The sequence below is a fragment of the Streptomyces sp. NPDC037271 genome, from assembly GCF_055603605.1.
Map to the genome: position 1 here is coordinate 106,746 of NZ_JBVJVN010000011.1, position 11,867 is coordinate 118,612.

Sequence of the window (11,867 nt, forward strand, 5' to 3'; positions counted from 1 at the left end):
CCTGGGACCGGGAGGGGAGGGCGTTCCGTCCGGGGGCCCGCGTGGGGAGGGCCTCCCGGCCTGGGGACCGGGTGGGAGGCGTTCCGACCCGGGACCCGGGTGCGGTTTCCTGACCTGGGGCCGGGAGGGGAGGGCGTTCCGTCCCGGGGACCGGGTGGAGGGGCCCGACCGGGGGTGGAGGAGTAGCGTCGCTCTCATGCATGCGATCACGATTTCCGAACCCGGAGGCCCCGAGGCGCTGGTCTGGTCCGAGGTCCCCGACCCGGTGCCCGGCGAGGGCGAGGTCCTGGTCGAGGTGACGGCCAGCGCCGTCAACCGCGCCGACATCATGCAGCGCCAGGGCTTCTACGATCCCCCGCCCGGCGCCTCCCCCCACCCCGGCCTGGAGTGCTCCGGGCGCGTCGCCGCGCTCGGGCCGGGCGTGTCCGGCTGGTCCGTCGGCGACGAGGTGTGCGCGCTGCTCGGAGGCGGGGGTTACGCCGAGAAGGTCGTCGTTCCGGCCGGTCAGCTGCTGCCGGTTCCGGAGGGCATCGACGTCACGCGGGCGGCGGCGCTGCCCGAAGTGGTCTGCACCGTCTGGTCGAACGTCTTCATGGTCTCCCACCTGCGCCCCGGCGAGACGCTGCTCGTGCACGGCGGTTCCAGCGGCATCGGCACCATGGCGATCCAGCTCGCCAAGGCCGTCGGCGCGAAGGTCGCCGTGACCGCGGGCACCGAGGAGAAGCTGGAGCGCTGCGCCGAACTGGGCGCCGACATCCTGATCAACTACCGCGAGCAGGACTTCGTCGCCGAGGTGAAGGAGGCGACGGGCGGCGCGGGCGCCGACGTCATCCTCGACAACATGGGCGCCAAGTACCTGGACCGCAACGTCCAGGCCCTCGCCGTCAACGGCCGGCTCGCGATCATCGGCATGCAGGGCGGCCGGAAGGCCGAGCTGGACATCGGCACGCTCCTGGCCAAGCGCGCGGCCGTCAGCGCGACGTCGCTGCGCGCCCGCCCGCTGGAGGAGAAGGCGGCCATCGTGGCGGCCGTACGCGAGCACGTCTGGCCGCTGCTCGCGGAGGGGCACGTCCGTCCGATCGTCGACCGCGAACTCCCGATGAGCGACGCCCCCGCCGCCCACCGGGTCGTGGAGGAGAGCGGGCACATCGGCAAGGTGCTGCTGGTCACCCCGTAGCGGAGGCGGGTGTCAGCCCCGGCGCAGGCGGAGGCCGACGAAGGCCAGGGCCAGGCCGAGGCCGATGAGGACGAGCCCGCTGCCCAGGGGAAGGACCCGCACCACCGGCTCGGTGGCGTCCTCGGCGTGCGTGCCGGCCTGCGGCTGCTCGGACCCGGACGGGATCGCGGAGGGCACCGGGGCGGCCTCCCCGGCCTCCCCGGGCGGCACGGCGGGGAACGGATCCTCGAGGATGCCCCGGCCACCGTCATCGTCCGCCCTGTGACCCGCGTTCTCGTCCGCGCCGCCCCACTCCGGTGCCCGCTCCTCGGGCCGTCCGGGCCGCTGCCGCCCTTCGCCCGGCCGGCTCCCCGCCCGGGAGGGCTCCGGGTCGGCCGCCGAGCCGCCGGACGCCGAGGGAGAGGGCGAGGGCGAGGGCGAGGGGGCGGGCGTCGCGGAGCCGCGCGCCGCGCCGTCCGCCGGGCCGGACTCCTCGGCGGCGGGGGATGCGGGGTGGGCCTGCGGGCGGTCGGGGCCGTCACGGCCGTCCTGGCGCCGGGGGCGCTCGTGAGCGCCCCGCCCGTCGTCACCGCCGGAGCCGTGAGCGTCGTCACCACCGGAGCCGTGCGCGTCGTCGCCGTCGGTGGCATGCCCGTCGCCACCGCCGGAGCGGTCGGGGCCGGCAGCCGCCCCGGGCACCGGAGCGGGGGCCGGCGCGGAAGGAGACGGGGCCGCGATCGCGTCCACCGCCGCGAACCCGGCGGCCCCCGCCGTCGCGGCCCCGGCGCCGTGCGCCGCCTCCGCCCCCCACGGCGACACCAACGTGCTCACCCCCAGAACCCCCGCCAGTCCCGTAGCTCGCAGTGCGTGCAGCCATGGAGTCACGTCCGTGACCCCCTCCCGGTGATAACCAGTCGCGGAAATCGACGGAACAAGCCTCACACCTGCTCGCCATACCGGCATTCCGGACTCCGCCGAACGCGGTGGATCACGTTTCTCCGGGGGCACCACCCGATCGAGGCGCAGGCGTACGAGAGAATGGCGGGCATGGAGATGCCGAGGAACGACAGGTCGCCGGAGAACCCCCAGATCCTGGTCGTCGGCCAGGACGGAATGGCGCTCAGCGGCGGCGGAGACGACGACTCCCGGGAGACCCCGGTGACCGAGCAGGTGGAACAGCCCGCCAAGGTCATGCGGATCGGCAGCATGATCAAGCAGCTGCTGGAGGAGGTGCGCGTCGCGCCCCTGGACGAGGCGAGCCGGGCGCGGCTCAAGGAGATCCACTCCAGCTCGGTGAAGGAGCTGGAGGACGGCCTGGCCCCGGAGCTGGTCGAGGAGCTGGAGCGGCTCTCCCTGCCCTTCACGGACGACGTGACGCCGACCGACGCCGAACTGCGGATCGCGCAGGCCCAGCTGGTCGGCTGGCTGGAGGGCCTGTTCCACGGCATCCAGACCACGCTGTTCGCCCAGCAGATGGCCGCGCGGGCCCAGCTGGAGCAGATGCGCCGCGCTCTCCCGCCGGGCGTCGGCCAGGACGGCGAGGAGCCGCCCCACCCGGGCGTCCGCTCCGGCGGTCCCTACCTGTAGCGAGGCCCGCCGGCACGGGTGGAAGCCCGCTGATCCCGGTAGGAAGCCCGCACCCGTGGGGAGCGCCGGCCACCGACAGCGCGAAGGGCCCGGCAGCACCTGCTGCCGGGCCCTTCGCCGTACGCCGGACGGAACGCGTGGTCAGGCGGACGGCGGCTTGCCCGTCGAGACCTTGAGCTGGATCGTCGGCATGTCGTCGGGGTCGACGTCGGTACCGGGCTGCGGGAACTGGTCGCGGATCGAGCCCTCACCGTAGGTGTTCTCGTCGACCTCGACGATCTCCATCGGCCACCCGGCGGCGTTGAAGCACTCCTTGACCGAGCCGATGTACTTGAACGTGAAGTCCGGCACCTGGATCTTGTCGGGGTCGTTGTACGCCTCCCGGGGCTCCGTGCAGGTGTCCTTCTCGATCGTCTTCGTCTTGTCCGGCCCGCGGTAGCCCGCCACCTCGGAGGCGGCGGTGGTCGCGTCGCCGCCCTTGGGCTCGTCACCGCCGTCGTCCATCGTCAGCGCGCCGATCAGGCCGCCGACCGCCAGGACGGCGACCGCGATCGAGCCGATGATCACCATCTTGTTGCCCTTGCCGCCGCCCGGCGATCCGGACGCGGGAGTGGCGGGCGTGAGGTTGTACGGCGGTGGCGTGGGCGCGCCCTGGTGCTGCTGCGGTGCGTACGGCGACGGCGTCGGCGTCTGGTAGCCGCCGCCCTGCTGCGGATACCCGTACGCGGGCGAGGGCGCGGCGGGGGCCGGGGTGCCGCCGTAGGGACTCGGGCCGGGATTCGGCATCGGCTGGTACGGCGTCTGGACGGGGCCCGTGGGCGCGGGTGCGGTCTGGTCGACCGGTGGGAACACCGCGGAGCCGACGCCCGCGCCGCTCGACGTGTGCGCGCCGGGCACGATGCTCGGCGGGGCCGCCCGGAAGGAGGCCGCCACGCGCAGGCATTCGTCCCGCATGGCCTCGGAGCTGGGGAAACGCTCGTTCGGGTTCTTCTTCAGCGCGCGGGCCACCAGCGCGTCCACGGCCGGCGGCAGGGCGCGGTTGACGGACGAAGGAGCCACCGGCTCCTCCTGCACGTGCGCGTACGCGATGGCCAGCGGCGAGTCCGCCTCGAACGGCAGGCGCCCGGTGACCAGTTGGAACAGCATGATGCCGACCGAGTACAGGTCGGAGCGGGCGTCCACACCGCGGCCGAGTGCCTGTTCCGGCGAGAGGTACTGCGGGGTGCCGACGACCATGCCGGTCTGCGTCATCGAGGTCACGCCGGACTGCATGGCGCGGGCGATGCCGAAGTCCATCACCTTGACCACGCCGCGCTTGGTCATCATCACGTTGCCCGGCTTGATGTCCCGGTGGACCAGGCCCATCTCGTGGCTGATCTCGAGGGCCGCCAGCACGTCCGCGGTGATCTTGAGCGCCTTGTCGGCGGGCATGGCGCCGTGCTGCCGTACGTCCTCGTCGAGCACCGAGCTGAGCGGCCGGCCCTCGACGTACTCCATGACGATGTACGGGGTCGTCATGCCGCCGAGGTCGTCCTCGCCGGTGTCGAAGACCGAGACGATGTTGGTGTGCGTGAGTTTGGCCACGGCCTGGGCCTCGCGGCGGAAGCGCTCGCGGAAGGCCTGTTCCCGGCCCAGTTCGGTGTGCAGTGTCTTGATCGCGACCTGGCGGTCCAGCACCGAGTCGTACGCCAGGTGCACGGAGGCCATGCCGCCCTCGCCGAGCAAGTCGCGCAGCTGGTAGCGGCCGCCGGCGAGCGCCCGCCCCGCGTACCGGCCCTGTCCGGCGTCCTGGCTCATGTCTCTGCGTCCCCCATAGGCGCTGTGCGGCGCCGGTGTCAGCAGCACGCGCGCTCGTGATCGAAAGTGCTATTCCCGGCCAAGTCTGCCCCAGGGCACCGACACGTCAAGCGGGGTGCCCGTTCCGTGACCGTACGCGAAAGAAGCGTCGCGGAAGCGTTACAGCCGGCCTACCGCCGGTACACGGAATTTGCACGAGGGTACGGAACCAGGGTTTCATGACCGGTCCGTCTCGATGCCGGTCCCGGCGCCCATCTCGGACCGGAGGCCCCCGCGAAGGCTGTAGCGTGGCCGACGGAGACCGTAACAACACCGCGCGCACCGCGGGCAGAAACGACGGCGAGGACTGATGGCACAGCAGCAGCGCGCCCAGGGCCCGTCCGAACCCGAGGCGACTGGCGGCGGTATGTCTGACGCGCCGGAGGCCTGGGGCAACGGCGGCCTGGTCGGTGACGGCCGGTACCGGCTGACCCGCAGGCTCGGGCGGGGCGGCATGGCCGAGGTGTTCGCCGCCGAGGACGTGCGCCTCGGACGCACCGTGGCGGTCAAGCTGCTGCGTGCCGACCTCGCCGAGGACCCGGTCTCCAAGGCGCGCTTCACGCGTGAGGCGCAGTCGGTGGCCGGCCTCAACCACCACGCCATCGTGGCCGTGTACGACTCCGGCGAGGACTTCGTCGGCGGCCAGTCGGTGCCGTACATCGTGATGGAGATCGTCGAGGGCCGCACCATCCGCGACCTCCTCCTCAACGCCGAGGCGCCCGGCCCCGAGCAGGCGCTGATCATCGTCTCCGGTGTCCTGGAGGCGCTCGCCTACTCCCACCAGCACGGCATCGTCCACCGCGACATCAAGCCGGCCAACGTCATCATCACGCACAACGGCGCGGTGAAGGTGATGGACTTCGGCATCGCCCGCGCCCTGCACGGCGCCCAGTCGACGATGACGCAGACCGGCATGGTCATGGGCACCCCGCAGTACCTCTCCCCGGAGCAGGCCCTCGGCAAGGCCGTCGACCACCGCTCCGACCTGTACGCGACGGGCTGCCTGCTCTACGAACTCCTCGCACTGCGTCCGCCGTTCACCGGTGAGACCCCGCTCTCGGTGGTCTACCAGCACGTCCAGGACATTCCGACGCCGCCGTCCGAGGTCTCCGACGCCACCCCGCCGGAGCTCGACGGCCTGGTGATGCGCTCGCTGGCCAAGGAGCCCGACGACCGTTTCCAGACCGCCGAGGAGATGCGCGGCCTGGTCCAGTACGGGCTGCAGATGCTGTACGAGCAGGGCGGTCACACCGGCACCTGGAACACCGGCCCGGTCGCCGCGCACGACGGCCGGCACACGCCCGCCGCCGGCCTCGCGGGCACCTCGGTGCTGCCGCACCCCGACCACGGCTCGGGCACCACGCAGATCCCCCAGCCGATCCTGCCGGGCGGCTACGGCCGGGGCTACGGCGGGGACGACGGCGGCTTCGAGGGCAGCGGCAACAAGGGCAGCGGCCGCGGCAAGCTGTGGATCCTGGCCGTCCTCGCGGTGATCGCCGTCGCCGCGGGCGTCGCGCTGGCCCTGAACAACGGCGGCGGCGACACGGGCGGCACCGACACGGACAAGAGCCCGACGGCGACCACCTCGCAGAGCACCGGGACCGAGTCGCCCAGCTCGTCGCCCAGCGACGAGGAGACGCAGGAGACCACCGACCCGGGCACGGATCGGGGCAACGGCGACGGAGGGACGGGCAGCGGGGAGTGGGATCCGCCCTACACGCCGTCGTACACGCCGTCGCAGACCGCGACGGACGATCCGACGGGCGATCCGACGGGCGACGCGACCACGGACCCGACGGGTGACCCGACGGGCGACCCGACCACGGACCCGACGGGTGACCCGACGGGCGGCACCGACGGCGGCGCGAGCAGCGACCCGACGGGCGGCACCGACGGCGGTTCGACCAGCGACCCCGGGCTGCCGGGCGGCCTGGGCTGACCCGGACCGAATCGCTCTCCACGCGCGCGTGCGTCCCGGAAACGGGTCCACGCGCGCGTCGCGTTCGGGACGTCACCCGGCTGCAGCACGCCCACCACCTCGACGGCGGAACGGATCGTGCACACCCCCGGCGGACGAGCTCGCGGCCGTCCAGCAGGAATGCCCGGATGTGTCCGTTTTCGGGCGCGCGCGCAGTGTCACACGCCAAGTCTTCCCGTGCCCGGGGTGGCCGGGATAACGTGCCGTTGTTCCGGCCCCCTGCGAGGCTGTGACCAGTAGAACTTCCGCACTTTGCCGATTTACTTGGAAATCCGAGTAAAAACGCAGGTCAGGAGGGGTTTCACAGATATGTGGAGCACTGGGTAACGTGCTGTTCGCAGGGCGCTCGCCGGGGCACCTGTCACGCCTGTTCCCGACCGGGCCGCACCCACCCTCGTGCGACCGCCGGGCCGCAGGTGAGCCGCACTGGCTTCCGGCGAACCCGGGGGCCGGACCGACGGAGGAGCACACGTGACCGAGAGCACTGCCGCGCGCAAGCCGCGACGCAGCGCCGGAAGCAAGGCGACCGGTACCACCGGCACCAAGGCCGGGACCGCGGGCGCCAAACGCACCGCCGGCGCCAAGGCCGCGACCACCGGCGCCAAGCGCACCACCCGCACCGCCGCTGCCGAGAAGGGCTCCGAGACGGAGCTCGTGCAGCTGCTGACGCCCGAGGGCGAACGCGTCGGGACCGCCAGGAACTCGGCCTACGCCGAGTACGCCCAGTACGTCGCCGACATCACCCCCGACGAGCTGCGCGGCCTGTACCGCGACATGGTGCTCACCCGGCGCTTCGACGCCGAGGCCACCGCCCTGCAGCGCCAGGGCGAGCTGGGCCTGTGGGCCTCGCTGCTGGGGCAGGAGGCCGCCCAGATCGGCTCCGGCCGGGCCACCCGCGAGGACGACTACGTCTTCCCGACCTACCGCGAGCACGGCGTCGCCTGGTGCCGGGGGGTCGACCCGACCAACCTCCTCGGCATGTTCCGCGGCGTGAACAACGGCGGCTGGGACCCCAACAGCAACAATTTCCACCTGTACACGATCGTCATCGGGTCGCAGGCGCTGCACGCCACCGGCTATGCGATGGGCGTGGCCAAGGACGGCGCGGACTCCGGCGTGATCGCGTACTTCGGCGACGGCGCCTCCAGCCAGGGCGACGTGAGCGAGGCGTTCAACTTCGCCGCCGTCTACAACGCGCCGGTGGTGTTCTTCTGCCAGAACAACCAGTGGGCGATCTCCGAGTCCAACGAGAAGCAGACCCGGGTGCCGCTCTACCAGCGCGCCCAGGGTTTCGGCTTCCCGGGCGTGCGCGTCGACGGCAACGACGTCCTGGCCTGTCTCGCGGTGACCCGCTGGGCGCTGGAGCGGGCGCGGCGCGGTGAGGGCCCGGCGCTGATCGAGGCGTACACGTACCGCATGGGCGCCCACACCACCTCGGACGACCCCTCCCGCTACCGGCACGACGACGAGCGCGTCGCCTGGGAGGCGAAGGACCCGATCCTGCGCCTTCGCCGCTTCCTGGAGTCCGCGAACCACGCGGACGAGGGATTCTTCGCGGAACTGGAGTCGGAGAGCGAGGCGTTGGGCAAACGAGTGCGCGAAGTGGTCCGTGCCATGCCGGACCCGGACCGGTTCGCCATCTTCGAGAACGTGTACGCGGACGGGCACGCGCTCGTCGACGAGGAGCGTGCCCGGTTCGCCGCCTACCAGGCGTCGTTCGCTGAGGCCGAGGGGGTCTGAGATGGCTGCGGAATCCGTGACCGGTAGGAAGATGGCGCTGGCCAAGGCGATCAACGAGTCGCTGCGCCGGGCGCTGGAGGCGGACCCCAAGGTCCTGATCATGGGTGAGGACGTCGGCAAGCTCGGTGGTGTCTTCCGGGTGACCGACGGTCTGCAGAAGGACTTCGGCGAGGACCGGGTCATCGACACGCCGCTGGCCGAGTCCGGCATCGTGGGCACCGCCATCGGTCTGGCCCTGCGCGGGTACCGGCCGGTGGTGGAGATCCAGTTCGACGGGTTCGTCTTCCCGGCCTACGACCAGATCGTCACGCAGCTGGCGAAGATGCACGCCCGTTCGCTGGGCAAGGTCAAGATGCCGGTCGTCATCCGTATCCCCTACGGCGGCGGGATCGGCGCGGTCGAGCACCACTCCGAGTCCCCGGAGGCGCTGTTCGCGCACGTGGCGGGTCTGAAGGTGGTCTCGCCGTCGAATCCGGCGGACGCGTACTGGATGATGCAGCAGGCCATCCAGAGCGACGACCCGGTGATCTACTTCGAGCCGAAGCGGCGGTACTGGGACAAGGGCGAGGTCGACGCCGAGGCCATCCCGGGCCCGCTGCACACCGCGCGGGTGGTCCGCGAGGGCTCCGACCTGACGCTGGCCGCGTACGGCCCGATGGTGAAGCTGTGCCAGGAGGTCGCCGACGCGGCGGCCGAGGAGGGCCGCTCGCTGGAGGTGGTGGACCTGCGGTCGATCTCCCCGGTCGACTTCGACACGGTCCAGGCGTCGGTGGAGAAGACCCGCCGGCTGGTCGTGGTCCACGAGGCGCCGGTGTTCCTGGGTTCGGGCGCGGAGATCGCGGCCCGGATCACGGAGCGCTGCTTCTACCATCTGGAGGCCCCGGTGCTGAGGGTCGGCGGCTATCACGCGCCGTATCCGCCGGCGCGTCTGGAGGAGGAGTACCTGCCCGACCTGGACCGGGTGCTGGATGCCGTCGACCGCTCGCTGGCGTACTGAGGAGAGGGTCGTGACGACGATGACCGAAGGGTCCGTACGCGAGTTCAGGATGCCCGACGTGGGCGAGGGACTCACCGAGGCCGAGATCCTCAAGTGGTACGTCCAGCCCGGTGACACCGTCACCGACGGGCAGGTGGTGTGCGAGGTCGAGACGGCGAAGGCCGCCGTCGAACTCCCCATCCCCTACGACGGCGTGGTCCGCGAACTGCACTTCCCCGAGGGCACCACCGTCGACGTGGGCACCTCGATCATCGCGGTCGCCGTCGGCGACGCGGCCGCGGCGGAACCGGCGCAGGAGGCCGTCGAGGACACGGCCGCCGCGCCGGCCGCGACCGACGCCGCGGAGGAGACGAAGCCCGAGGGCCGCCAGCCGGTCCTGGTCGGGTACGGGGTCTCCACCTCCGCGACCCGCCGCCGCCCCCGCAAGGGCGCTCCGGTCCCGGCCCAGGAGGCACCGGCGGCGTCCGCCGCGATCCAGGCCGAGATGAACGGCCACGGGCCGGCCGCGCCGGTCACCCGCGAGCGTCCGCTCGCCAAGCCCCCGGTGCGCAAGCTGGCCAAGGACCTCGGCGTCGACCTGGCCACGGTCACCCCGACCGGCCCGGACGGCGTCATCACCCGTGAGGACGTGCACGCGGCGGTGGCCGCCGCGCAGGCTCCCGAGCCCGCGACGGCACCGGCGGACGCGGCTCCCGCCGCCGCCCCCGCGGCCCCCTCCCCGTCCCCGGTGGCCGTGTCGTACGACACCGCGCGTGAGACGCGTGTCCCGGTCAAGGGCGTGCGGAAGGCGACGGCGGCGGCGATGGTCGGTTCGGCGTTCACGGCGCCGCACGTCACCGAGTTCGTGACGGTCGACGTGACGCGCACCATGAGGCTGGTCGAGGAGCTGAAGCAGGACAAGGAGTTCACCGGCCTGCGGGTGAACCCGCTCCTGCTGATCGCCAAGGCCCTGCTGGTCGCCATCAAGCGCCACCCGGACATCAACGCCTCCTGGGACGAGGCGGCGCAGGAGATCGTGGTCAAGCACTACGTCAACCTGGGCATCGCCGCCGCGACCCCGCGCGGCCTGATCGTCCCGAACATCAAGGACGCCCACACCAGGACACTGCCGCAGCTGGCCGAGTCCCTGGGCGAGCTGGTCTCGACGGCCCGGGAGGGCAGGACCTCCCCGGCCGCCATGCGGGGCGGCACGGTGACCATCACCAACGTCGGCGTCTTCGGCGTCGACACCGGCACACCGATCCTCAACCCCGGCGAGTCCGCGATCCTCGCGATCGGCGCGATCAGACTCCAGCCCTGGGTCCACAAGGGCAAGGTCAAGCCGCGCCAGGTGACCACCCTCGCCCTCAGCTTCGACCACCGCCTCGTCGACGGCGAACTCGGCTCCAAGGTCCTCGCCGACGTCGCCGCGATCCTCGAACAGCCGAAGCGGTTGATCAGCTGGGCCTGACGGCCACGAACCGAGTAGATTCACGACGGGAGGGGCGCCACAAGTTGGAGTTGTGACGCCCCTTCCGTCGTGCCGGGCTCAGACCTGATGCAGCACGTACACCGGAGCCCCGTCCTCGGCGCCGCCCCGCGAGCGAATGCAGGCGTGCGTGCGCAGCAGCCGCAGGCATTCGTTGACCCGGCGCACGGTAAGCCCCGTACGGGCGGCGATCGACTCCAGCGGCTCCCGCAGCTCACCCTTCTCGACGAGTACCGGGGCGATGACCAGGGCGACCGTCCACACGTCCTCCGTCACGGACAACCGCTGCCGCCAGTCGGCCAGCACCGACTCCGTGGTGGGCGCCGCGGTGGGGTGGCCACTGGATGTCCGCGGACGGGGGACGAGGGTGTCGAACCGGTCGGCGATGCGTTCCATGGCTCGGGTCATGGCCTGCTGCGTGGCCAGCATCTCCCTTTGCAGGGCGATCGACGCACGCTGCCCGTCGGCCAGTTGCTCGTCCAGCTGAAGGTTGTGCGCCTCCAGCCGGACGATCGCGTCGGCGACCTGTTCCGGCATGGCGTAGGCGAGCGGAGCACCCGGCCCGGAGGGTTGTACCTCGGCCTCGTCGAGAGAGTAGGAGCCCTCCCTCTGCACGGTCTCGATGACTTCGGCGACCCACTGCTTGAAGGGGGCGCAGGCCGGTTTGGTACAGGCGTTGACGAGGAGGATGAGACCTTGGAGAGAGATGACATTCAGGTCTCGGCGCCACTCCCTGCCTGCGGGAATGCCGAGACCGTAAGCTCCAGTTACGGTCTCGAGGATCTCTCGGTGCTCATCGGGAACATGGTCTGCGAGCGCCTGCCGGGAGTTGCTGTGCCCGAGTTCCTTGCAGACGTCCACCGCCGGGAACCAGTGGCCTCCGTCCGGCATGGTCAGCCTCCGCACCCGGGCTCCGGTCGCCGCGTACACGAAGTCGCTGACGTCGATGGCCTCCTGCCGCATGCCGGAGTTCGGTCGATTGCTGGGTTCGTTCATGTGAACCACCTCCGCCGCGGAACGTAGGGCGGGGCCACAGGCATATGCCAGCGGAGTCGGGGATGTTCACGAATGCGAGCGAAGCTGAGGGAAAGACGCCGCACCGGCC

The 11,867-nt window shown here is 71.9% G+C and carries 9 protein-coding genes; 6 read left to right on the forward strand and 3 right to left on the reverse strand.

The window, feature by feature from the left end; all coding sequences use genetic code 11:
* Positions 1-196: 196 nt before the first annotated feature.
* Positions 197-1,177: an NAD(P)H-quinone oxidoreductase gene (locus ACZ7G3_RS20325; RefSeq protein ID WP_470927237.1), complete on the forward strand. Its 981-nt coding sequence runs from the start codon at positions 197-199 to the stop codon at positions 1,175-1,177.
* Positions 1,178-1,189: 12 nt separating this feature from the next.
* On the opposite strand, the gene ACZ7G3_RS20330 is transcribed toward ACZ7G3_RS20325, so the two are convergent.
* A complete protein-coding gene (locus ACZ7G3_RS20330) occupies positions 1,190-1,987 on the reverse strand; it encodes a hypothetical protein (RefSeq protein WP_470927239.1) in 798 nt (265 codons plus the stop codon).
* 216 nt (positions 1,988-2,203) lie between these two features.
* On the opposite strand from ACZ7G3_RS20330, the gene ACZ7G3_RS20335 reads away from it, so the two are divergent.
* Positions 2,204-2,743: a bacterial proteasome activator family protein gene (locus ACZ7G3_RS20335; protein WP_426521576.1), complete on the forward strand. Its 540-nt coding sequence runs from the start codon at positions 2,204-2,206 to the stop codon at positions 2,741-2,743.
* A gap of 141 nt (positions 2,744-2,884) precedes the next feature.
* On the opposite strand, the gene ACZ7G3_RS20340 is transcribed toward ACZ7G3_RS20335, so the two are convergent.
* The gene (locus tag ACZ7G3_RS20340) at positions 2,885-4,540 is read right to left on the reverse strand and encodes a protein kinase domain-containing protein (RefSeq protein ID WP_470927241.1); all 1,656 of its coding nucleotides are present in this window, start codon (positions 4,538-4,540) and stop codon (positions 2,885-2,887) included.
* A gap of 349 nt (positions 4,541-4,889) precedes the next feature.
* Between ACZ7G3_RS20340 and ACZ7G3_RS20345 the strand changes: the two genes are divergently transcribed.
* The 4 genes from ACZ7G3_RS20345 to ACZ7G3_RS20360 all read left to right on the forward strand — a co-directional run bounded on the left by ACZ7G3_RS20345 (position 4,890) and on the right by ACZ7G3_RS20360 (position 10,744).
* Positions 4,890-6,518 carry a protein kinase domain-containing protein gene (locus tag ACZ7G3_RS20345; protein ID WP_470927243.1) on the forward strand — a complete coding sequence of 543 codons (1,629 nt, stop codon included), beginning with the start codon at positions 4,890-4,892 and terminating at the stop codon, positions 6,516-6,518.
* A gap of 510 nt (positions 6,519-7,028) precedes the next feature.
* On the forward strand, positions 7,029-8,297 hold the full coding sequence (gene pdhA, locus ACZ7G3_RS20350; protein ID WP_470927245.1) for a pyruvate dehydrogenase (acetyl-transferring) E1 component subunit alpha: 1,269 nt from the start codon (positions 7,029-7,031) through the stop codon (positions 8,295-8,297).
* A gap of 31 nt (positions 8,298-8,328) precedes the next feature.
* Positions 8,329-9,294, forward strand: a complete 966-nt coding sequence (locus ACZ7G3_RS20355) for an alpha-ketoacid dehydrogenase subunit beta (RefSeq protein WP_470927419.1) — start codon at positions 8,329-8,331, stop codon at positions 9,292-9,294.
* A 19-nt stretch (positions 9,295-9,313) separates the two neighbouring features.
* Positions 9,314-10,744 (forward strand): dihydrolipoamide acetyltransferase family protein, encoded by a 1,431-nt coding sequence (locus ACZ7G3_RS20360; protein ID WP_470927421.1) that lies wholly within the window; start codon positions 9,314-9,316, stop codon positions 10,742-10,744.
* Between the two features lie 78 nt (positions 10,745-10,822).
* Here ACZ7G3_RS20360 and ACZ7G3_RS20365 read toward each other — a convergent pair whose 3' ends face one another.
* Positions 10,823-11,758, reverse strand: a complete 936-nt coding sequence (locus ACZ7G3_RS20365) for a BRO-N domain-containing protein (protein ID WP_470927247.1) — start codon at positions 11,756-11,758, stop codon at positions 10,823-10,825.
* Between the last annotated feature and the right edge of the window lie 109 nt (positions 11,759-11,867).